Source organism: Sphingobacterium daejeonense, from assembly GCF_901472535.1.
Classification (GTDB): Bacteria; Bacteroidota; Bacteroidia; order Sphingobacteriales; family Sphingobacteriaceae; genus Sphingobacterium; species Sphingobacterium daejeonense.
On record NZ_LR590470.1, the window covers coordinates 2,664,089 to 2,686,942 of the forward strand.

General features: G+C 35.4%; 25 protein-coding genes and 2 tRNA genes. 17 read left to right on the forward strand and 10 right to left on the reverse strand.

The window, feature by feature from the left end:
• The first annotated feature begins 74 nt into the window (after positions 1–74).
• From FGL31_RS12920 to FGL31_RS12960, 12 genes are all read left to right on the forward strand, one after another.
• The gene (locus tag FGL31_RS12920; protein WP_138092006.1) at positions 75–1,760 is read left to right on the forward strand and encodes an RluA family pseudouridine synthase; all 1,686 of its coding nucleotides are present in this window, start codon (positions 75–77) and stop codon (positions 1,758–1,760) included.
• Between the two features lie 44 nt (positions 1,761–1,804).
• Positions 1,805–2,377, forward strand: coding sequence for a Crp/Fnr family transcriptional regulator (locus FGL31_RS12925; RefSeq protein WP_099370988.1), 573 nt, complete (start codon positions 1,805–1,807; stop codon positions 2,375–2,377).
• Positions 2,378–2,387: 10 nt separating this feature from the next.
• Complete coding sequence (locus FGL31_RS12930) at positions 2,388–2,957, forward strand: pentapeptide repeat-containing protein (RefSeq protein ID WP_099370989.1); 570 nt, start codon at positions 2,388–2,390, stop codon at positions 2,955–2,957.
• 87 nt (positions 2,958–3,044) lie between these two features.
• Complete coding sequence (locus tag FGL31_RS12935; protein ID WP_099370990.1) at positions 3,045–3,611, forward strand: NADPH-dependent FMN reductase; 567 nt, start codon at positions 3,045–3,047, stop codon at positions 3,609–3,611.
• 18 nt (positions 3,612–3,629) lie between these two features.
• Positions 3,630–4,208, forward strand: a complete 579-nt coding sequence (locus FGL31_RS12940) for a DJ-1/PfpI family protein (protein ID WP_099370991.1) — start codon at positions 3,630–3,632, stop codon at positions 4,206–4,208.
• Entirely contained in the window at positions 4,208–4,588 is a 381-nt protein-coding gene (locus tag FGL31_RS12945) for a hypothetical protein (RefSeq protein ID WP_099370992.1), read from the forward strand. Before FGL31_RS12940 ends, FGL31_RS12945 begins: the two co-directional genes overlap by 1 nt.
• A gap of 582 nt (positions 4,589–5,170) precedes the next feature.
• On the forward strand, positions 5,171–5,578 hold the full coding sequence (locus FGL31_RS23595; RefSeq protein WP_197734235.1) for a hypothetical protein: 408 nt from the start codon (positions 5,171–5,173) through the stop codon (positions 5,576–5,578).
• 28 nt (positions 5,579–5,606) lie between these two features.
• On the forward strand, positions 5,607–6,404 hold the full coding sequence (locus FGL31_RS28035) for a polyphosphate kinase (RefSeq protein WP_262709245.1): 798 nt from the start codon (positions 5,607–5,609) through the stop codon (positions 6,402–6,404).
• Complete coding sequence (locus tag FGL31_RS28040; protein ID WP_197734237.1) at positions 6,379–6,948, forward strand: polyphosphate kinase; 570 nt, start codon at positions 6,379–6,381, stop codon at positions 6,946–6,948. The genes FGL31_RS28035 and FGL31_RS28040 overlap by 26 nt, the downstream gene beginning before the upstream one ends.
• A gap of 1 nt (position 6,949) precedes the next feature.
• Positions 6,950–7,288: a hypothetical protein gene (locus tag FGL31_RS28045; RefSeq protein ID WP_262709246.1), complete on the forward strand. Its 339-nt coding sequence runs from the start codon at positions 6,950–6,952 to the stop codon at positions 7,286–7,288.
• 55 nt (positions 7,289–7,343) lie between these two features.
• Positions 7,344–8,411, forward strand: coding sequence for a PA0069 family radical SAM protein (locus tag FGL31_RS12955; protein ID WP_099370993.1), 1,068 nt, complete (start codon positions 7,344–7,346; stop codon positions 8,409–8,411).
• 121 nt (positions 8,412–8,532) lie between these two features.
• Positions 8,533–8,916, forward strand: coding sequence for a hypothetical protein (locus FGL31_RS12960; RefSeq protein WP_099370994.1), 384 nt, complete (start codon positions 8,533–8,535; stop codon positions 8,914–8,916).
• A 61-nt stretch (positions 8,917–8,977) separates the two neighbouring features.
• Here the strand turns inward: FGL31_RS12960 and FGL31_RS12965 are convergent, their stop codons facing one another.
• Genes FGL31_RS12965 through FGL31_RS12975 form a run of 3 tightly spaced genes read right to left on the reverse strand, consistent with a single transcriptional unit; the run spans position 8,978 to position 12,662 of the window.
• Complete coding sequence (locus FGL31_RS12965) at positions 8,978–9,580, reverse strand: sensor histidine kinase (RefSeq protein ID WP_099370995.1); 603 nt, start codon at positions 9,578–9,580, stop codon at positions 8,978–8,980.
• Positions 9,581–9,592: 12 nt separating this feature from the next.
• Complete coding sequence (locus FGL31_RS12970; protein ID WP_099370996.1) at positions 9,593–10,225, reverse strand: DUF502 domain-containing protein; 633 nt, start codon at positions 10,223–10,225, stop codon at positions 9,593–9,595.
• A 1-nt stretch (position 10,226) separates the two neighbouring features.
• The gene (locus FGL31_RS12975; protein ID WP_099370997.1) at positions 10,227–12,662 is read right to left on the reverse strand and encodes a bifunctional UDP-N-acetylmuramoyl-tripeptide:D-alanyl-D-alanine ligase/alanine racemase; all 2,436 of its coding nucleotides are present in this window, start codon (positions 12,660–12,662) and stop codon (positions 10,227–10,229) included.
• 69 nt (positions 12,663–12,731) lie between these two features.
• On the opposite strand from FGL31_RS12975, the gene FGL31_RS12980 reads away from it, so the two are divergent.
• The 5 genes from FGL31_RS12980 (at position 12,732) to FGL31_RS25725 (ending at position 17,088) form a co-directional block, all read left to right on the forward strand.
• Positions 12,732–13,223, forward strand: a complete 492-nt coding sequence (locus tag FGL31_RS12980) for a regulatory protein RecX (RefSeq protein ID WP_099370998.1) — start codon at positions 12,732–12,734, stop codon at positions 13,221–13,223.
• A 64-nt stretch (positions 13,224–13,287) separates the two neighbouring features.
• Positions 13,288–13,360, forward strand: a tRNA-Gly gene (locus FGL31_RS12985).
• 5 nt (positions 13,361–13,365) lie between these two features.
• Positions 13,366–13,450: transfer RNA gene (locus FGL31_RS12990), tRNA-Leu, on the forward strand.
• Between the two features lie 1,351 nt (positions 13,451–14,801).
• On the forward strand, positions 14,802–16,397 hold the full coding sequence (gene katG / locus FGL31_RS12995) for a catalase/peroxidase HPI (RefSeq protein ID WP_232046723.1): 1,596 nt from the start codon (positions 14,802–14,804) through the stop codon (positions 16,395–16,397).
• Positions 16,342–17,088 carry a peroxidase family protein gene (locus FGL31_RS25725; RefSeq protein ID WP_232046724.1) on the forward strand — a complete coding sequence of 249 codons (747 nt, stop codon included), beginning with the start codon at positions 16,342–16,344 and terminating at the stop codon, positions 17,086–17,088. The genes katG and FGL31_RS25725 overlap by 56 nt, the downstream gene beginning before the upstream one ends.
• Positions 17,089–17,280: 192 nt before the next feature.
• Here FGL31_RS25725 and FGL31_RS13000 read toward each other — a convergent pair whose 3' ends face one another.
• From FGL31_RS13000 to FGL31_RS25730, 7 genes are all read right to left on the reverse strand, one after another.
• Entirely contained in the window at positions 17,281–17,664 is a 384-nt protein-coding gene (locus tag FGL31_RS13000; RefSeq protein WP_099371511.1) for a DUF1398 domain-containing protein, read from the reverse strand.
• Positions 17,665–17,777: 113 nt separating this feature from the next.
• On the reverse strand, positions 17,778–18,035 hold the full coding sequence (locus FGL31_RS13005; protein ID WP_099371512.1) for a hypothetical protein: 258 nt from the start codon (positions 18,033–18,035) through the stop codon (positions 17,778–17,780).
• Positions 18,036–18,087: 52 nt separating this feature from the next.
• Positions 18,088–19,350, reverse strand: coding sequence for an NADP-dependent isocitrate dehydrogenase (gene icd / locus FGL31_RS13010; RefSeq protein WP_099371513.1), 1,263 nt, complete (start codon positions 19,348–19,350; stop codon positions 18,088–18,090).
• A gap of 21 nt (positions 19,351–19,371) precedes the next feature.
• Entirely contained in the window at positions 19,372–21,237 is a 1,866-nt protein-coding gene (locus tag FGL31_RS13015; RefSeq protein ID WP_262709123.1) for a cation:proton antiporter, read from the reverse strand.
• 59 nt (positions 21,238–21,296) lie between these two features.
• A complete protein-coding gene (locus FGL31_RS28050) occupies positions 21,297–21,509 on the reverse strand; it encodes a cation:proton antiporter domain-containing protein (protein WP_262709124.1) in 213 nt (70 codons plus the stop codon).
• A gap of 108 nt (positions 21,510–21,617) precedes the next feature.
• A complete protein-coding gene (locus FGL31_RS13020) occupies positions 21,618–22,460 on the reverse strand; it encodes an ABC transporter permease (RefSeq protein ID WP_232046725.1) in 843 nt (280 codons plus the stop codon).
• Positions 22,387–22,836 (reverse strand): ABC transporter permease, encoded by a 450-nt coding sequence (locus FGL31_RS25730; protein ID WP_232046726.1) that lies wholly within the window; start codon positions 22,834–22,836, stop codon positions 22,387–22,389. Before FGL31_RS25730 ends, FGL31_RS13020 begins: the two co-directional genes overlap by 74 nt.
• Between the last annotated feature and the right edge of the window lie 18 nt (positions 22,837–22,854).

Here is a 22,854-nt window from a genome sequence, read left to right on the forward strand (position 1 = left end):
ATTTGTCATAATAATCTTAAATCATTTGCCTTTCCATTTGTATTATTATTTTTGTCAATCGTCGTCAAAATAAAATGCCCATAAAAATTCCTTTTTTACATTCATTTCAAAAAGATATTGCGGAAATACAATTTCCCGAGAAATTTACCTTTCCGTTTTGCTATGATCCGCATCCATTGAGCATGATTGCCGCGGAGCAAGTACAATATTACCTGCAGCAACAAACCGATTTTCAACATAATTTTGGATTAAATCCTGACCAAGATGGTTTGGTAATCGGTAAGATGTTTGGAGTACTTGTAGTAAAGGATGATCATAATAATATTGGGTTCTTAGCAGCGGTGTCAGGCAAGTTGGCAGGAACAAACCAGCACTCATATTTTGTTCCGCCCATATTTGATATGCTATCCCCAACAGGGTTTTTCCTGAAAGAAGAAGAAAATATCAATAGAATAAATCGAGAAATTGAAAACCTAACAAATTCAAAAATCTTGACAGATGCTAAAGAAAACTTAATCAGCACAAAAAATCAACAGGAACAAATCTTAGCAAACCTTAGAAATCTTCATAAAAAAAATAAAGCTGACAGAAAAATAATCAGAACCCAGAAAAAACTAGAGCTGAATGATTTAGACTATAAATTGATTGAGGATGATCTAATAAAACAGAGCTATAGAGATCAACATGAGTATTCTGTACAAAAGGAAAAGTCGGCTTTGGCAATTTCATGTGCCAATGACCACTTGAACGAAATCCTAAATAAAATCGAGAATCTGAAAAAAGATCGTAAGAACAGGTCCTCGAATCTTCAAAACCAACTTTTCAATCAATATAATTTCTTGAACGCCATCAATCAGAAAAAATCTGTAATTGATATTTTTTGTCAAGCTAAGCAAATACTGCCACCTGCAGGTGCTGGCGAATGTGCGGCGCCAAAATTACTTCAATACGCCTACCAAAACAATTTAAAACCTATCTGTATGGCAGAATTTTGGTGGGGCTCATCTCCTAACCAAGAGGTACGAAAACATAAGAATTATTATCCAGCATGCCGTGGTAAGTGTGAACCTATTCTTTCGCACATGCTCGAAGGTCTTGAAGTCGATGATAATCCGATGCTAGAAAATCCAGCACAAAACAAAGAATTAGAAATCATACATGAAGACGATGCCATTATTGTAGTCAATAAACCAGCAGAATTCTTATCAGTTCCCGGAATAAATGTTCAAGATTCTGTACAAACCAGAATTCAAGAATTATATCCCCAAATAATGAGCCCATTGATTATCCATCGGTTGGACATGTCAACATCGGGGATTTTAGTTTTAGCAAAAACTAAAGAGGCTCATCAATTTATTCAAGAACAATTCATCAATCATACCATCCAAAAAAGATATACAGCTCTCTTAGACGGTAAAATAGATGAAAGTGAGGGCATGATCCATCTACCACTGCGAGTCGATTTGGATGACAGACCTAGACAAGTAGTATGTTATCAGTATGGAAAAAATGCCAGAACCAAATTTGTCGTAAAATCTATAGAAAACAATAGAACTAGAATTCATTTCTACCCCTTAACAGGGAGGACTCATCAATTGAGGTTTCATGCAGCCCATGCCAAAGGCCTAAACTGTCCGATAGTTGGAGATGACCTCTATGGTAAACGGGAGGATAGGCTTCATCTACATGCAGGTTTCATAAAGTTTATCCATCCAATCTCAAAAGAAGAAATTAGCTTCGAAATCAAGGACCCGTTTTAGTAACTCAATAGAATTTTTTATCTTGGATTAAATTTATCCCAATCATGGAGGTATTAAAATACGCTTACCAGCATCCACTTTTTGAAAATACGGACCTAGACCAGATTTTTAAAGCGCATGAAAAAGTAGAGTTATCTAAAGGCGACTTTATCCTCGAAAAAGGACAAATAGCTAATGAATATTATATCCTTGACGACGGACTGGTCAGAACTTATCTCTACGATTACGAGGGAAACGAAATAACAACTGGATTTTCAGGAAAAAATGAAGTAGTCATAGAAGTAGCATCTATATTTCAAAGAATCCCCACCCAAGAGTATATTCAATGCCTAACCGACTGTTCTCTATGGAAAATAAAGTTTGACGACTTCCAAGACTTATTTCATAAAATACCCGCATTTCGAGAATGGGGTCGTGCATGGATGGCATTCGAACTATATCTCAGCAAAAAAAGAGCAACAGAAATGATCACCGAACCTGCTAAAATGAGATATCTACATCTAATGCAGGAGAAACCTCAAATAATCCAACAAGCACCTCTCAAATATATTGCCTCTTTTTTGGGAGTGACTGATACCTCCCTAAGTAGAATACGAAAAGAAATTATAAACCATTAAAGTCAAGATAATGGATTATTTTGAAGATAAATCGTTTAAAAACATCAATTTTAATCAAGTTAATTTCCAAAAAGGTGAATATGAATTTTGTCAATTCGACCAATGTAACTTAGAATCTTTGAATCTAAATGGATGTAAATTTATTGATTGCAAATTTTCTGACAGCAATCTCTCTTTGATGGATTTGACGCAAGCAAGTTTTCAAAATGTAAACTTTACCAATTGTAAACTTTTGGGTTTGAGGTTTGATAGCTTAAATCAATTCAATTTGGAATTGGATTTTCAAGAATGCATATTAAACCATAGCTCATTCTTTGGTTGCCATATCAAAGGAACAAATTTCAGTAATTGCAAACTTATAGATGTTGATTTTGAAAATACAAATCTAACCAATTCAATATTTGTAGGTTCAGATTTAAATGGAGCTCAGTTTATTAATTCTAACCTCGAAAAAGCTGACCTCAGAGAGTGTCAAAACCTATTTATAGACCCAGACCTTAATAAGATTAAAGCTGCAAAATTTAGTCTACAAAGTCTCCCAGGATTGTTGGAAAAACACAAGATTAAAGTCAGTTTTTAAATCTAAATAAGCCCCTTAATTGTCATTTTGACTTAATATATCCAGAAATAAAAAGATTTACCATTCCAATTTCTTAAATTTAACAATATGAAAATATTGGCTTTTGGGGCAAGTAATAGCTCGAATTCTATCAATAAAAAGTTTGTTAGCAGTGTCAGTAAATATTATAAAGAACCAGAAGATGAAATTCAAATTCTAGACTTGAATGATTTTGAGCTTCCAATTTACTCCAAGGATCGAGAAAATGAGAATGGTATCCCCGATGCCGCAATTCGATTCGCTGAAAAAATTGACTGGGCAGATTTAATTCTTATATCATTTGCTGAGAATAATGGCAATTACAATGCATGTTACAAAAATTTAATTGATTGGATTTCCAGAATAAAAGGCCGAAAAATTTATCCGAACAAACCATTATTTATACTTTCCACTAGTGAAGGTATCAGAGGTGGACAGACAGTCCTCGAAATAGCAGAAGAAAGATTGCCACGAGATGGAGCAAACATATTGGATAAATTCTCATTACCAGAATTCAGCAAAAATTTTGAAGAAGGGCGTGGTGTTATCACCCCACTATACAGAAGTCAATTAGAGGCCAAGGTCAGAAAAACTAAAAGAACCATGGCACAAATCTTATCTCAAGAACAACAGTAAATTTTAATTTTCAATATTATGGCAAAGAAAGTATTATTATTAGTTGGTGATTATGTAGAGGACTATGAGGCAATGGTCCCTTTTCAAGCAATGGAGTCGGTAGGTATACAAGTAGATACTGTAGCACCAGACCGTAAAAAAGGTGATGTAGTGCCAACTGCAGTACATGATTTTACAGGCGACCAAACCTACAAAGAATTAAGAGGTCACAATTTCGCTATCAATAAAGATTTTGATTCCGTAAATACGGATGATTATGATGGACTTTATATCGCGGGCGGCAGGTCAGCTGAATATATCCGATTGAATAAAAGGGTGTTAGAGATTACAAAAGACTTTTTTGATAAAGACAAACCCGTAGCTGCAATTTGTCATGGTATTCAAGTATTGACAGCTGCAAAAGTTCTAAAAGGTAGGACCTTGACTGCTTATGTTGCAGTTGGTCCAGATATTGAGTTAGCGGGTGGAACATGGAAAAACATCCCAGCAGATCAAGCTGTCGTAGATGGTAATTTGGTTACTTCTCCTGCTTGGCCAGGACATCAAAACATCTTAAAAGAATTCTATAAATTGTTAGGCATAAAAATTACTCTATAATGCAAAAAAAGAGTAAAAAATTATGGATCATTGCTGTTCCTTTAATTCTAATTTTGGGATACTTTATATATGATGCATACTCCCAACCTTCAATTGAAGATATTCCTGGAGATTTCACTGAAGTAGCTTTTGTGAGAAACGAAAATAATAAAGGTGGAATAATAAGAATATATGCAGTAACTGTTGGAGATCAGTTGAATGCACAATATGATAAATGTGCAGATATGTTTCCTGTGAACGATTATGGAAGTATTACCAAGGTTTATTTTTTCGACAAGAATAAACCCTTCCCGACCAGCCTTAATCTGGAGGAACCACATTACGATACTGCTAAATATGAAGCTATTAATATCTTAAGCCGAAGAGGCTTGAAAAAATAATATTCATAATAAAAAGCGGCGATTAGCCGCTTTTTTTTGTCGTTTTAAAGAATTATATTTTCTTTATTAAATATATTATTTATATTTATGAATAATATATAACCAAATGAGTAAAATTTTAACCTACATCTATAAAGGAAAACATTCTAGTTTATCATAGTAAATGTAGTTTTCAGAACTTTCTGTTTATACATTTTTTACAGCGAATTTAGTGTAAATAGCACTCAAGATTTTCTTGAGTGCTTTTCTGTAAATCAAATTATAATGTTCACTTTTTATCAAATCCAAGCCATACTATAAATTCAAAATCGCCAACAACCATCAATAGTTTAAATTTTTAATTATTATTTATTAATATTTTTTATAATTTTGTTCGAAATTTGAAATTTAAGTTTTTATTAACCCAAATATATTTTACCGTTCGGGAAAAGTATTGGACAAAAGTCATTTAAGCCCAGATTATTTATTAAAAGAAGATAAGAATTTTAAAAAATATGCTGCTTAAATCTTATTTTCTATTATTTAATAATTTGATATTAATTTATTAACTTTTACCAAATAATGCTCGAACATCTTTGAGCTATGATGATAGATAGAGAAATGGCAAGTAAATTTATCCCTAGAGATATAAGTTGGTTGAGTTTTAATGGTCGCGTATTACAAGAAGCAGCCGATCCCACTGTCCCCCTTCATTTAAGAATAAAATTCCTAGGTATATTTTCAAATAATTTAGACGAATTCTTTAGAGTTCGTGTTGCTGCCCTAAAAAGAGCTGCAGAGATAAATACCAAAGAATCAAATAGCTATTTCTATAAAGCACCTGCAATTATCCTTGAAAAAATTACAGAAATTGTTATCAAACAACAACGTAAATTCGATAAAATTTGGAACCAAGTCCAAAGGGAAATGGCCAAACAAAAGGTGTATATAAAAACAGCTGAAGAATTAAAATCCAGCACAACTGGAATTTGTAAAAAATTATTTCGATGAAGAAGTAGAAACCAATATCATTCCTCTTATCCTAGATGAGGCTAATCCAATGCCTTACTTAAGAGATAAAAGCCTCTATTTAGGAATTGCAATGTATAAAGATGATTGGCAATACGATACCAAATTCGCAATCATTGAACTGCCTTCCCGTCAATTAGGAAGGTTCGTAATATTACCATCTCCTAAGAATCAAAAACATATCATCTTGGTGGAAGATATCGTTAAGGTAAATCTACCTTATATATTCTCTTATTTCGGATTTGATGAGTTTGTAGCCAATACATTTAAGGTTACAAAAGATGCCGAATTTGACCTTGACAACGATATCAATACAACAATTGCTGAAAAAATCTCTAAAGGAATCAAAAACCGGAGAAAAGGAAAACCTACAAGGTTTGTTTTTGACCAAGAGATGGATCCAAAATTATTGGAGCTATTGATCAAAAAACTTAATCTAAGTAAAAAAGACAGTATAATACCTGGACAAAAAATACATAATTTTAAACACTTCATGGATTTTCCTGATGTGTTCAAATCATATACAAAACCTGAAGAAAGAAAATCATTTGAACATCCTGATTTTGTAGGATTTGATCGGGTTACTGATGTCATCCAAAAGAAAGATGTACTCCTCTCCTTCCCTTATCATGAATTTCGACCTATGATCGACCTGCTGAGAGAAGCAGCTATGGATCCTGATGTTAAGTCTATTAAAACGACAATATACAGGATGGCAACCAATTCAAAAATTGCAAATGCTTTGGTAAATGCTGCTAGAAATGGTAAAAGAGGTAACGGTAATGCTGGAACTCAGAGCAAGGTTTGATGAAGAACACAATCTCGAATGGAAAGAAAGATTCGAAATGGAAGGTGTGAAAGTCCTGGTTGGAATTCCGAACAAAAAGGTACACGCCAAATTATGTATCATCAAAAAAAGGGTAAATAATAAAACGATACAATACGGATTTGTTAGCACTGGAAATATCAATGAGAAAACAGCTAAATTATACGGCGATTATTGTTTGATGACTAGCAATAAAGGTGTAATGGCTGACATTAATAAAATATTCAATGCTCTGGCAAAACCTAAAGTAGCATTTGTTGATCAAATCAAAAACAATAAAAGTCTATTGATTTGTCCAAAAGACATGCGTCAGCAGATATGCTCATTTATTGATAAGGAAATTGCAGAAGCAAAAGCTGGCAGGCCAGCGAGAATAATAATCAAAATAAATTCTCTGAGCGATAAAGAATCAATCAAAAAAATATACGAAGCTTCTTCAGCTGGTGTTCAAGTAGACCTAATAGTTAGAGGAATTTTTTTGTGCAGTAAATCAGAAAAAATTCATCAAACCTTTCCATGCAATTAGTATCGTTGATGAATTTCTTGAACATGCGCGCGTTTTTTACTTCTATGCAGCTGGTAAAGAGTTAACTTATATTTCCTCAGCAGATTTAATGACAAGGAATCTTGACCATCGTGTAGAAGCTGCAGTAAAGATCCACAGCAAAAAACTAAAACATGAATTGTTAGAAATGTTGGAGATTCAATTGAGAGATAACGTCAAAGCGAGATATTTAAATAACAAGCAAACAAATGAATATGTCCATAATGATGAACCTATTTGTCGCTCCCAAATCGTAATTCATAATTATTTAAAAAGTAAAGCTGAGGAACAAGAAATAATTCAAGAAACATTAAATCAATAAATTGCAATTTTTGTTTTGCTAATATTTTTAGTATTTTAGTAAAAATATTAGTGAGATGGAACATGAATTTATTTATGGTAGAGGGGCGCAAAAAAATATACATAACGTATTTTCAAAGCTAAGTTATTCGCAAGACCATATTGAAGGGATAGATGATTGGGAACAGGAAGTTCCAAATACCCAGTTTACAATCATCCATCCTAAAACAATTGTCAACAAAGTAAGCAGTCCAGATGTAGGAATGGAATATTCTGCAAATCCATATCAAGGCTGCGAGCATGGTTGTATCTATTGTTATGCACGTAATTCACATCAATATTGGGGATACAGTGCTGGTCTTGACTTTGAAAGCAAAATCCTCGTAAAATCCAATGCCCCAAAATTGTTCAGAGATTTTCTGTGCAAAAAATCTTGGGACGGTACACCAATCTCTCTTTCAGGAAATACTGATTGTTATCAACCTCTTGAAAGAAAGTTCAAGCTTACACAATCAATTTTAAAAATTGCGCTAGAACATGGCCAACCAATAGGCCTTATTACCAAAAACAGCCTTATTCTTCGCGACATTGATATCCTTGCAGAAATGGCAAAGAAAAATCTCTGTGTAGTTTTTTTATCCATCAATTCTTTAACCAAAGAAACTAGATCAAAGATGGAACCTAGAACGGCTACAGCACAACAGAGATTGAAAGTAATCGAAGCATTAGCTAGTAAAGGAATTCCTGTAGGAATTATGTGTGCACCAATAATTCCAGGACTAACGGATCATGAAATTCCAAAAGTCCTCAAAGCAGCCGCCGATGCTGGTGCTCGGTGGGCAGGTTATACCATTGTAAGATTAAATGGAGAAATATCAAAAATTTTCGAAGAATGGCTTTGGAAGGCATATCCGGATCGAGCAAATAAAATCTGGCATAGTATTCAAGCATGCCATAATGGAAAGGTAAATGATAGTGAATTCGGAAATAGAATGAAAGGAACTGGACAACTTGCAGAAATAATAAGAGATAATTTCAGATTGCACTGTAATAAAAATAATCTCAACAATTCAATGTTTGAATATGACCTCTCACACTTTAAAAATCAACGAAATACACAGTTAAATCTCTTCGATTTCCTGTAATTTTTAATGTTAAAATTATGTTAAAGTAAAGTTGTAACACTTATGTTGCAACCTAAATGGCACCATGATTGGTTATAAGTATGACGATAAACTATTGAAAAACTATTTAAAACGTTGTACTATGAAAAAAACATTGAAATTACTAAGTCTATTATTCGTGGTTTTATTTGCAGTTTCTGCTTGTTCTAAAGATGATGATCCTGTAGATAATGACTTTTTTGTTGATGATTATAAAGGTACAATTTCCTTTAAACCAACAGGAGGCGAAATGAAAGGCCCACTACAAGGAACAGTAACAGTTACTAAAGTTGGTGGATCAAACTATTCTTTCCTTTTTAGTGATGATATGGAAGACATTAACAATATTAAAATGAAGGAAGGAGATAACACCAAACTATTTATCGAAGATGGTACTTTGGGTATTATTTCAATAGACGCAGATAAATTAACAATTGCCTATACTGATGATGATGGAACTTGGACGGCCGACTGTACAAGAGACTAAAACTTCGATATATACAGATTAATTTAACTTGAAAGGAGCTGTCAATTTGATAGCTCCTTTCTTATTTGACTTTAAGTAATAAGGTCACTTTAAATAAATTGCTGTTGCTATTTATGATCAAGTTAAAATCTTCACCAAAATGATATTGAAGCCTGTTTTCAAATTCTGAAATGAATTTATTATCCGCTTGATTTGTCAAATGATGATTTACCCTATTGCTGACCTCATAAACAATATGATTATCTTTTGCTTTCAGCTTTACCTTCAGAGGATAATTTTCCATTGTATTGTAGCCATTAACCAAACCATTTTGGACCATCGGAAATAAAATCAATACAGGAATTTCCTTTTCATGATTATCAACATCAAATTCAATTTTATGATAGATGTTGTCAGGCAAAACCTTGCTGTACAGTTTTATGTATTCATTTAAGGAAGTTATTTCAGAACCAAACGGCCATCTATCCTCAAAATTAAAACCAGATAATTTCTGTAGAAACTTACCATGTTCTTCAACCACAGAGATGTTGGATTTAGTGGAATTAAGAATTAATTTACTTAGATAAGTGTCGGACTTAGCATGTAAGAAACTGAGCTCAGCTTCTGATTTTATTACACTTTGCTCAAGTCCTTCTATCGTTATCTTGCTTTTTTTCCAGAACATGATTCTAATAATCTATAATTCAGGTTTTCTTAATGCTTTTGGATTTTTACCTTCTAACCCACTAACACCTCCTGATACTACAAGTTTCATGGCATCAGTAGCAGAAATATCCAATTTGGTAACCTTCTTAGCCGAAATAATCACCACTTGACCGGCAACCGAATAAGAATAAGGAAAGTAAACAATCACTTCACCAGGTAAATTAATAGCTTTAAGATCTTTTTGAGTTAAAAAACCTATTTTCTTCAGGCCAAATTCATTCACCTCAACCAATACTGGTTCATTGAATTTCTTTGCATCACCAACAAAGGCCTCGGTAAAGTCCTTAATAGATGAATACAACGTATTAAATAAAGGAATTTTACTAATCGTCCTATTTAGCCACGCCCTGATAGGGGCAGTAACTAAAGTGGTAAAAATAAATCCTATTAGAGTCAATAGTAAAATGACCGAGACAATACCTAATCCAGGAATATATAATGGTTTGCCGTACTCATCAGTCAAGAAATGCTCAGTAATGTTTAATGCTCCATCCAACGTAGCAACCAACCATACAATTACAAAGATGGCACCAGCAACCGGCGCAACCACCAAGGTTCCCTTAATCAGATAGTAAAAAAACTTTTGAAAAAACTTAGTTATCATTTTATTCGTAATAATATACCCTTTTAACTCGACTTGAAATATTTACTAATAGCTCATATGGAATAGTTCCAATTGCCTGGGCTGATTCCATTAAACTTGGAAAAACTATCACCTCATCCCCTACTTGGACATCCTGGCCAGTGATATCGAGCATACACATATCCATACAGATATTTCCAACTGTACTCACTAATTGACCATTAATTTGCATTTTTCCAACTGAATTACCAAACCTTCTCGAATATCCATCCGCATATCCTATTTTGACAGTAGCAATCTTACTGTCTTTAGACAATACTCCTTTACGATCATAACCTACTGTTTCTCCTGCAGTTAACTCCTTTATCTGTGTAACGGTAGTTTTTAGACTGCTAACTTGTTCTAGGTTCGAAAAATTCCTGTCCATATCAACTCCGTATAGCCCAATTCCTAATCTAACCATATCCATATGTGCTTCTGGCCATCGAACAATAGCAGATGTATTAGCCACATGCTTGATGAATGTATACCCCAGTCCTTCCTCCAGTTCTTGCGCAGCGGAACGATAGCTATTTATTTGTTGTAAAGTAAAATCATCTTGATTGAGGTCTCCCGAAGCAACCAAATGCGTGAAAAACGATTGAACATGAACCTGATCCTGATTTTTCAGCTTTTCTATAACAGTTTTTATCTCTGCCGGAAAAAACCCCAACCGGTGCATACCCGTATCTAATTTTAGATGAATATTGAATCCGTGGATGTCATTCTCCTTTAAGAAATCTATAAATTCATCTAAAAAACTCATACTATATATTTCAGGCTCTAAATTATGTTGCAATAAGGTTTGAAAGGTATCTCGGTCTGGACTCAATACCATAATAGGTAATGTTATTCCTGCATTTCTCAATTCAACACCTTCATCAGCGAATGCAACAGTCAGATAATCTACCTTACTGAACTGTAATAAATTTGCAACCTCAAAACTACCGCTACCATAAGAAAATGCTTTTACCATGGCCATCAGTTTAACTCCTTTTGGAATTAAACTCCTATAGAGCATCAGATTATTTGAAATAGCATTTAGATTGATTTCCAAAACAGTACCATGGGACCTTAAGGCCAACCGTTGTACAACCCGCTCAAAAAGAAATTTCCTCGCTCCTTTTACTAAGATACTTTCATTGTGAAAGTCCAATTCTGTAAAATGGGACAATAGAGATTCCGTATTTTCAAAGCTTGTCTTGGTTTCAATATCAATATTGTTTAACCAATCGTAATCTGTACCAACCCATATAAAACGTTGCAACTGTGAGCTATTCAAAAGTGAAACCAATTTCTGTTGTAACTTGTCACTTTCCGCAAGACCCTCCATCTCCGAAAGAATCAATGTTTTTTTGCTGTGTTGGTTCTGCTGATTTAGAAATTCTAACGAAATTTTTAACGATGCGAGGTCGTTGGAATAAGAATCATCAATTATTGAAGAATGATTGATACCCTTTTTCAATTGCAAACGCATTTCTAAAGGTTTTAATCCTTGAATTCTTTCAACAACCGTCTCTGCATCATAACCAAGATAATACATCGTTGCAATGCAACTCATGATATTCTCAATTGAAGCACGGTCAGTAAATGGAACTTGGCAAATACAAATTACTTCTCCAATACGAACTTTCAATTTACTGGTATTCCCCGACCTATCTTCAGATATAAGTTGAACCTGATCATGATCAGATTTCCCCCAACTCACCATTCTTACATCAGGATTTACCATCTCTTTTTCTAAATAATCAGATCCGGCGATTAAGGCATCAACAGATTTAAAAAGCTTAATTTTTTCAACTAATTTCTCCTGTTTACTTTCAAAATTCTGAGAATGGGCAACTCCAATATTAGTAAAAATACCAATAGTAGGCTGAATCATCTGTTGAAGTTTTTCCATTTCGCCAGGCTCACTAATCCCTGCTTCTATTAAAGCCAAGTCATACTGAGGACCTAGGTTCCATAAAGAGAGCGCAACTCCCAATTGAGAATTATAGCTTTTTGGACTTTGGTAAACTTTCTTTTCAGGCACCAACAATTGATAAAGCCAAGCTTTTACGATCGATTTCCCATTACTTCCAGTTATTCCTATTATAGGAATATTAAATTGTTTGCGATGATAAGTAACCAATGTTTGCATAAACTCCAAAACATCGGAAACCAATATAACATTGACATCAGTTTTATCGTTCAGAAAAGGAATAGAATTTGAAATAACGAAACTCCGAATTCCTTTTTCGTAGGCATCTGGAATAAAATCATGACCATCACGAGTGGCTTTAAGGGCAAAAAACAAAGATTCTTCAGGATTGTTTACCTTCCGGCTGTCGTATACTAGTTCGCTGATTTTTGACGATAAATCATTTGATTTAAAAGCTGTTACTTTTAATACTTCGCAAATAAATTTAATAGTATACATGATTCTGCAAATAAAGAACGAAGTTCATCATTTTTTTTAAAAGTTCATCATTTTTTGAAGATTTGCATTATGGACGAACCGATAAAAAAACAAAAGACATTTACGCCACTGGAAGCTAAGAGAAAAGCAGAATCATATTGTGCTTATCAAGAGCGCTCCCAACAAGAGGTGCGTGACAAACTATATGGCTGGGGGCTGCACAAAACAGATGTGGAAAATATAATCGGTTATCTAATCGAAGAAAATTTCCTGAATGAAGAAAGGTTTGCGAAGGCTTATGCGTTAGGAAAATTCAGAATCAAGGGTTGGGGTAAAATAAAGATCACGCAGGGGCTAAAACTTAAGCAGGTATCGACTCCACTCATCAAAATCGCTTTAAAGCAAATCGAGCCAACCGATTATTTTGAAAAATTAACTGCCATTATTATCAAAAAATCGAATTTGATTAAAGAGTCAGATCCATATAAAAAAAGAAATAAGCTATATCAATATGCATTGGGTCGAGGGTATGAAAATAATTTAATTTTAGAGGTACTGAAAGACAACGATTTGGGCGATTAATGAAATATTTTTCAAAAAATAATTTTAGGATTTCAATTTTCTCTCTATATTTGCACCACGTCAAGCGAAAGTAGCTCAGTTGGTAGAGCACAACCTTGCCAAGGTTGGGGTCGCGAGTTCGAATCTCGTCTTTCGCTCAGTTGCCTAGGTGGTGGAACTGGTAGACACGCAGGACTTAAAATCCTGTTCCTGTTAAAGGAGTGCGGGTTCGATTCCCGCCCTAGGTACGAAAACAAAAAGCCTGTCGCAAGACAGGCTTTTTTTGTTTAGACATAAGACATAAGACATTGGGATCAGTTTCAAAAGGATGGATCAGTTTCAAAACCTGTGGACTATTTAGATGACTATAAAGCGGGATATTATTAAAATCTCAATCATATTTAGTATTTAGCAGTTAGGATTTAGATGACTGTAAAGCGGGATATTTTTAAAATCAATATATCCAAGTCTAATTTTGACAGTCGCTATGCCGTGGTTGTTATCCCCATCTGTTACTGAAATCATTTTTAAAAAATTTAAACATAAAGGGATTATTCAACCAACCCCAGAGATGTGTCACAAATATAGAAATAATTATACGGCGCCATCCAACCCCAGAGGGGTGTCACTATTATAGAAATGATTATACGGCGCCATCAAACCCCGCTAGGGGTGCAACTATTCTAGAAAAAATAAGACCATTGTCATATTCTAGTGGCAGGTGGGGACACCTGCCACGGCGAGAAAACCCCATCGGGGTAAAATGCCGGAGGCATGAAATAACTCTTAAATGCCGTAGGCATGAAATATCTCTTAAATGCCGTAGGCATGTAATATCTATAGAAATGAAAATCACCTCAAATACCAACGCCGTAGGTGTGGCATGTTTGTTAACCCCAGAGGGGTGTAACTATTATAGAAAAGATTATACGGCGCCACACAACCCCGCTAGGGGTGCAACTATTATAGAAAAAATAAGACCATTGTCATATTATAGTGGCAGGTGGGGACACCTGCCACGGCGAGAAAACCCCAGAGGGGTGTCACTATAAATTGCTGGTTATTTAAATGACAATCCACACTTCCGAACAAACTAAAATCCTGCAATGCGCCTAAATAGTTTCCCAAGCTAAAGCTTGAGAATGACAAGGTTTCTTGGGAGGGCTAAAGGGGGAATTGGGCGGGAAATGGTCGCTGCGGCAACCACTTCCCGCCCAATTCCCCCTTCACTAAACGAACGAGCGTGTCATTCCCTCTCCTAAGAGAAGGAAACTATTTAATGAACTATTCACGTCTGTTTTGAATGAGCGAAGATTACATGCCGTCGTGGCTGTTATCCCCATCTACCACTGAATACTTTTCTATGGCCCCCAAAATCTAACTACTAAATACTAACTACTAAATACTTTAAAAAACCCATTTATAATCCATAGATAAAATCTATCTATTCATCCATTCATCTTCAATTTTATTTATCTAACTTTAATTAAATTTAAAGAGGAAAACCAATTATGCCGATTCTCCTTTAAATCTTACGACACTATAGACGTTTAAACATTCAAAAAAACAATAATTAATAAAAAATACAAATTCAGAGATATGGAAAATGGAAATGACATCAGCAAATGCCCCTTTCACAATGGCAATGCAAAACAAAATTTAACCGTTGCAGGTGGAGGAACTACAAACTCCGATTGGTGGCCAAAGCGATTAAAAGTTAGCTTATTACGTCAACACTCAAATTTATCAGACCCTATGGGTGATAACTTCAACTATGCTGAAGAGTTTAAAACCCTAGACTTAGAAGCAGTTAAAAGAGACTTACATGCTTTGATGACTGATTCTCAAGATTGGTGGCCTGCTGATTTTGGACATTACGGCGGTTTGTTCATCCGTATGGCTTGGCACTCTGCAGGTACTTACCGTGTAGGCGACGGACGTGGAGGCGCTGGAACGGGACAACAAAGATTTGCACCTTTAAACAGCTGGCCAGACAACGTAAGTCTTGACAAAGCAAGAAGATTATTATGGCCGATAAAACAAAAATATGGTAAAAAACTTTCTTGGGCAGACCTTCTTGTATTAACAGGAAATATCGCCTTAGAATCAATGGGATTTAAAACCATCGGATTTGCAGGTGGACGTGTCGATGCTTTCGAACCTGACGAAGATGTATATTGGGGTTCAGAAGAAACATGGTTAGGTGGTGATATCCGCTATTCCCACGGTGGTTCTGAAGGAATTACAGAAAAAGACCATGGCGTATTGTCTGGAGAAGAAAAGGCGGATGGTGACTATCATTCAAGAGACCTTGAAAACCCGTTGGCCGCAGTACAGATGGGATTGATATACGTAAATCCTGAAGGTCCTGATGGAAACCCCGATCCAATATTAGCAGCAAAAGATATTAGAGACACTTTTGGAAGAATGGCTATGGATGACGAAGAAACTGTAGCATTAATCGCTGGAGGTCACTCTTTTGGAAAAACTCACGGTGCAGGATCAGCAGATCACGTAGATAAAGAACCTGAAGCAGCAGGATTAGAATCCCAAGGTTTAGGCTGGCATAGTACGTATAAATCAGGAGTCGGTGCTGATGCAATTACATCAGGACTTGAAGTAATATGGACAGAAACCCCTACTCAATGGAGCAATAACTTCTTTGAGAACTTATTCAGATACGAATGGGAATTAACCAAAAGTCCAGCTGGAGCCTTCCAATGGGTTGCAAAAGATGCAGATGATGTAATTCCAGATCCATTCGATCCAAACAAAAAACGTAAGCCAACCATGTTGACTACGGATTTGTCCCTAAGATTCGACCCTGCTTATGAGAAAATTTCAAGGAATTTCTTGGAAAACCCAGATGCTTTTGCGGATGCATTTGCTCGTGCATGGTTTAAATTGACACATAGAGATATGGGACCCCGCTCCCGCTATTTAGGTCCAGATGTGCCTGCTGAAGTGTTTATTTGGCAAGACCCTATCCCTGAACTTAATCATGAGGTGGTAAATGATGCTGATGTTGAAAGCCTTAAAGAAAAAGTTCTTAATTCAGGCTTATCAGTTTCAGAATTAGTCTCTACGGCTTGGGCTTCTGCTTCAACATTCCGTGGCTCTGACAAACGTGGTGGAGCAAATGGCGCACGCGTGCGTTTGGCACCACAAAAAAGATTGGGAGGTAAACAATCCTAACCAACTTAATAAAGTCTTAGGAGTCCTTGAAAACATCAAAAATGAATTCAATCAAGCACAAGTTGCAGATAAAAAAGTCTCGATTGCAGATCTAATCGTAATTGCAGGTAATGCTGCAATCGAAAAAGCTGCTAAAGATGCTGGTACAACAGTAAAAGTTCCATTCACTGCAGGACGTATGGATGCTTCCCAGGAGGAAACTGATGTTGAGTCTGTAGCATTCTTAGAGCCTATTGCTGATGGATTCAGAAATTACAAGAAAAGAAGATATTCTGCTACTACAGAAGAACTATTAATTGATAAAGCTCAATTATTAACTTTAACAGTTCCAGAATTAACAGTTCTATTGGCAGGAATGCGTGTATTAGATACCAATTACGATGGATCTAAAAACGGTGTCTTCACAAACAGACCAGGTCAATTGACAAATGATTTCTTAGTGAATCTCTTGGACATGAACACCGCTTGGAAAGCTGCATCAGAAGATAAAGAGTTATATATCGGTTCTGACCGCAAAACTGGCCAAACAAAATGGACTGGTACTAGAGCAGATCTAGTATTTGGATCAAACTCTGAACTTAGAGTTGTCGCTGAAATTTACGCTAGTGCAGATGCTCAAGAAAAATTCGTCAATGATTTTGTCAAAGCATGGACTAAAGTAATGAATGCTGATAGGTTTGACGTAAAGTAGTATTGAGATGTGAGATATGAGAAGTGAGATATGAAACGTGGGAATTAATTCTTGCATAATCTACAATCAAAATAAAAATAGAGGAGATTACTCCTCTATTTTTATTTTGCAATTTCTCTATTAAACCAATATTAGTCGAAATCCCTTTTCTCACATCTCATATCTCATATCTCATATCTAATCCCCCATCTCCTAGCCAAGCATTTCTTTTACCACTTCCCTGTCTTCTAAATCAAAATAGGTGCAAGTTTTTAGGTCTAAATCCACTTTCCAATAGCTTATTCCAGTTTCGGCACTCATTTTCAAAAACTCTTCAAACGTTGTTTTTCCTTGTTGATGGGCCAATAATTCATTTTTAAAAATATGAGCATTCACATCTTTAGAAATATTAATTGCTTCGTATTTGTCAGGAGATTCTACTCGGCAATCCTTTCCGAAAAAAATTTCTTTACCATTTGAAACAAAATATTCAAATCCTGTAACACCTAATTCCTGAATTTCTTTAATGTAATTTGGAAAATCAGCTCCTGTTTTCACTTTGGAATGAGCCGCCTCAATTTGTTGAATGTTAAACATATATCTTACTATTTCAAATTATCTTTTATACCGTCATCCCACATCTCATATCTCACATCTCATATCTACTATAAATTTCTAATGTCTTATGTCTAATGTCTAATGTCTATTTCTCACAAAAAAACCAATTTCCAGGCTTTTTGAATTTCATTCTGATCCAGGAATTCTTTAGCCTTTAGCAGCTGATGGGTCATTCTGGTATTTTCATCACCTATAAAAGCATTCAAGAGTTCTTGAATTTCAGGTTCAAATTTGAAAACATCAATTTCCTCATCAGTCGGAAATCGATCAATAGAAGCTAACTTGTCCAGGTCATTTTCATTGAAAATGCCGGAATTGACAATAAAACTAGGTAATTCTGTTATATGCATAAAAAAAGCTGAACCTTGTAAAGTTCAGCTTTTAAATTTCAAATCCAAAGAATTAAATCTTCTCGATTATTTTATCTGCAAATTCAGAAGTTTTCACCAAGGTTGCGTCTTCCATAAGGTTATAGAAGTCAATAGTAACTGTTTTGTCTTTGATGGTTTGTGCTAGCGCATCAACGATCGCATCTGCAGCCTCTTTCCATCCCATATATTCCAACATCATTACACCGCTCAAGATTACAGATGATGGATTCATTGTATTTGTATTGGCAAATCTTGGAGCAGTACCATGCGTTGCTTCAAAGATGGCGTGGCCAGTCTTGAAATTGATATTTGCGCCAGGAGCAATTCCTATACCTCCTACCAAAGCAGCTAAGGCATCAGAAATATAATCTCCATTTAGATTAAGCGTAGCAATAACATCATAATCCTGAGGAGCAAGGAGAATCTGTTGCAAGAAATTATCAGCGATCACATCCTTTATAATCAATTTACCGGCTTCCTCAGCAGATTTTTGCTCAGCATTCGCGGCATCTTGACCGTCCTTAGCTTTTGTCTGTTCCCACTGGTTCCAAGTATAAACTTGATCGCCAAATTCTTTTTCAGCCAATTCATAACCCCAGTTTTTAAAGGCACCCTCCGTAAACTTCATGATATTGCCTTTATGAACTAATGCTACAGACTTCCTACCTTCTGCAAGAGCAAATTCAATAGCAGCTCGTATTAAACGCTTCGAACCCTCTTCAGAAACAAACTTCAATCCTACACCGGTCGTATTGCTAAAGTTATAATCAACGTTTAGATCATTCTTTAAGAAATCTTGAATGCGTTTCGCTTCAGCACTTCCAGCAGCAAACTCAATACCTGCATAGATATCCTCAGTATTTTCCCTAAATACGACCATGTCAACCCTTTCTGGGTGCTTTACAGGTGAAGGAACACCCTCATACCACTTTGTAGGACGTTGGCAAACATATAAATCCAATTCCTTGCGCAATGCAACATTTAGAGACCTTATACCACCTCCAATCGGAGTGGTCAACGGTCCTTTTATGCCAACTAAATATTCCTTAAAAACATCCAATGTTTCCTCTGGCAACCAACTGCCAGTTTCATTGAAGGCTTTCTCACCAGCTAAAACTTCCTTCCAATTGATCTTTCGCTTGCCATTATATAGTTTTTCTACTGCGGCATCGAATACACGGACAGAAGCATTCCAAATATCAGGACCTATGCCATCTCCAATAATGAAAGGAATAGTAACTTGATCTGGAACATTTAATTTACCGTTTGATTCTATACTTATCTTATCTGACATATGCTAATTTTTAATTATATATTATTTTTCTTTGCTGAACATATTTCCAATCTCACGACTGATTCTTCTAAAGATTGGAGCAGTTTGAACATCTTCGTATTCATCGATATGCTGATCTTCCAACCTCGATGGGAAGATTAAGATCAGGTTTTGGTTTTTGTAGTATTTACCTACTCTCTTCGCCAAGCCATCTAAAGAATCTCTGTAAGAAACATCTCCATATCTTGCTGAAACAAAAACCAATAAGGAATCCGAATTGCTGAAAGTTGCCAATCCGTAAATATTATCCCAATCTTCATATTCTTCAAATGTTACAGGAACACTTGATTTCAGATTGTCAAGCATTAATTCTACGGCCCTATGGCTACGTCTATTACAAACAAATGTAATAGGAAGAGAAAGTTCCGAAGCTAATTTTGTCATTTTCTCCATCCAATAAGCAAAACCTACTTCTGATTCTGCCATCGGAGGAACAAAAATGGTAATCATCTTATTGGTGATAAATGGCTTTTCAATCCTACACATCATTAGCGTAGCATCCGTCCTATTTAATATACTTTCAGTCTTCTCTCCTACAATTTTTTCAACAAAACTAGTTGCACTGGGCCAACCAAGGATTAAACAATCTGCAAAAGCTTCCTTCGAAGCACTGCTAATACCACTCGCAATATTAAAGTCAACCTTGGTCATTAAATCTACTTCGGTTTCCGAACCAGAAGCATATTTCGCCATTTTATCTAAGTTCTGTCTAGCTTCATATAAGTTCCTTTCAGCTTGCTCATCATTGGGAACTACCGAAAGAATATTTAAAGGATGCGGAGATTTCTTCGATTTTACCAATGTTGCAAAATCCAAAATGGCCTCCATATTATTGAGGTTCGCAATAGGAATAATTATCTGTTCCTCATGCTCTTCAACATGTTCAATGTGTTCTGTATGTTGACGGCCTTCCAAAACAATCTTCTTGGACGCATTTTCAGTTACAATAGATGCAATTATACAACTTACTAAAATTAGAATAATCGTTCCGTTCAATACGTTTTCATCGATAATATCATTGTTATAACCAACCATGATTATCGCTAATGTTGCTGCAGCATGTGCATTACTTAAACCAAAGATTAAGTTCCGCTCATTCTTTGAATATTTAAAAGCCCATTGGGTTGCAGTTGCAGCTAAGAACTTACCAACAATTCCAACCAATGTCAGCGCACCAGCAACATAAAAAACAGTCCATCCTGTGCTATTTGTTATGACACCGATATCAACAATCATACCTACGGAAATCAAGAAGAATGGAATGAAAATCGCATTTCCGATAAACTCTATTCGGTTCATCAAGGCTGATGAATGAGGTATTAATTTATTGAGCGCTAAACCCGCAACAAAGGCACCAATAATCGGCTCCAGATTCGCCATTTCTGCCAGGAAAGCCGCAAAGAAAACAACTGTTAACACAAAAATATAATGACCTGTTTTCTCACTTTCAACCTTTTCAAAAAACCATTTCGCAATCTTCGGGATAACACCGAACATAATAAACAAAAAGATGGCAAAGGAAACTCCAAGTGTTATCCAGAATTCATTGGTAATCTCCCCTTGAGAAGCACCTTTAATTACAGCTAAGATAATTAATACAGCAGTATCAGTTAAAATAGTACCACCGATCGTTATGGCCACCGCTTCATTCTTGGATATACCATACCGATTTACAATTGGATACGATACCAAAGTATGCGTAGCAAACATGCTCGCAATTAAAATACTTGTTAATAGACTGTAATCTAAAATATAATAACAAACCGGAAAACCGATGGATATTGGAATGATAAAAGTGAAAAAACCAAACATCAATGATTTATGTTTAGTCTTTTTAAATTCATTCATATCTAGCTCTAAAACCAGCTATAAACATAATATAAAGCAAACCAATTGTTGAGAACAAGTCAACTGCTGAATTCTTCTCCTAACCAGTTCAACCCATGGGGACCAATAATTATCCCAGAAATAATTAACCCAATAATTCCAGGAACCTTTATAGGTCTCAATAAAATGGGAGATAATAAAATAATAAATAATACTAAGGAAAAAATAAGGACCGGATTGGTCAAAGGTGCCTCAAAAGCGTGAATTAAATGGTCAAAAATTTTATCGCTCATATAATTATTTCTGTAGTTCTATACAATTGAAAACACAGATTGTTTTCCCGTGAAAGATAAGTAAAATTAAGGAAAGTATACTTTACGATAGTTAAAAAGCCAAGAATGTTACTTGAACTGAATAGTTTTAATTGGTGATATTCTTGAAATTAGCATCGATGGAATAAATAGTGTAATCAATGCAATTCCAATCAAGGAAATATTCAGCCAAAGGACGGCTGTCCAAGAAATATCCATAGGAACAAATGGCACATAATAGATACTTGGATCTAGTTTGAAGAAATGGGTATTCGTCTGGAAAAAGTACAGACCGATGGCTATCAAGTTCCCTAAAAGAAGCCCATACCCAATGAGGTATAAAGAATTGTACAAGAAGACAGTTCTGATTTTAGCGTTCCGCATTCCTAATGCCTTCAGCATTCCAATCATGGGAGACCTTTCCAATATAGATATCAATAGAGCAGAAATCATATTGATAACAGCCACTATAACCATAAGGACAAAAATGATGTTGTCATTCATGTCCAACATATTGAGCCAATTGAAAATATCTTGCATCTGCATAACAACATTGGTAGCATAAAGCTCAATGCCTAAAGTGTTATTCAGTTCATCTGTTGATTGAAATAGTTGGTTGAAATCTTTCACCCGCACCTCATAACCTCCTGCCTGATGATCCTCCAAATTATTCAATCGTCGAATCAATGGCAGTGAACCAATTACGTATATCTTATCCAGTTCTTCAGAATTTGTTGTGAATATGCCCCTAACAGTAAATTTTCTTTTCCGAACAGGCTCTTGGATAAAGTACATGATAAAACTCTCTCCTACCTTTAGGTGCAGCCTATTGGCCATTAAAGAAGATATGAGCAATTGATTATCGGCATCCTCCGCTGAAAAATCCAAAAGTATCGCCTTCCAATATGGTCTTGGATAAAAAATCTTGATCATAATCCTTGTCAATACCCTTTAGTAACACCCCCTCTACCTCACCTTTGACATTCATGATACCTGCTTTGGTTGCAAAAGGATATACATCTTTTACATTCGGATTTTCTTTGATTTTAGCAAGCTGTTTATCATCTAGAGAGATTGGAGTATTGACATAGGAATCATTACGTTCATTCTTTAGAATAATAATATCGCCAAAAAATCCACGCTGCTTTTCCGTTATCTCATTTTTAAAACCATTGAGAATAGCAACTGCAAGAATTATAGCCATAATAGCCAGCGCCAAAGCCCCTATAGTAACTCGTACTATTAGCTTTGAAAACGTGCGGTTTCCTTCTAATGTAATCCTCTTGGCTAAGAAATATGGAAAATTCAAGCTTAAATTAAATTTGTA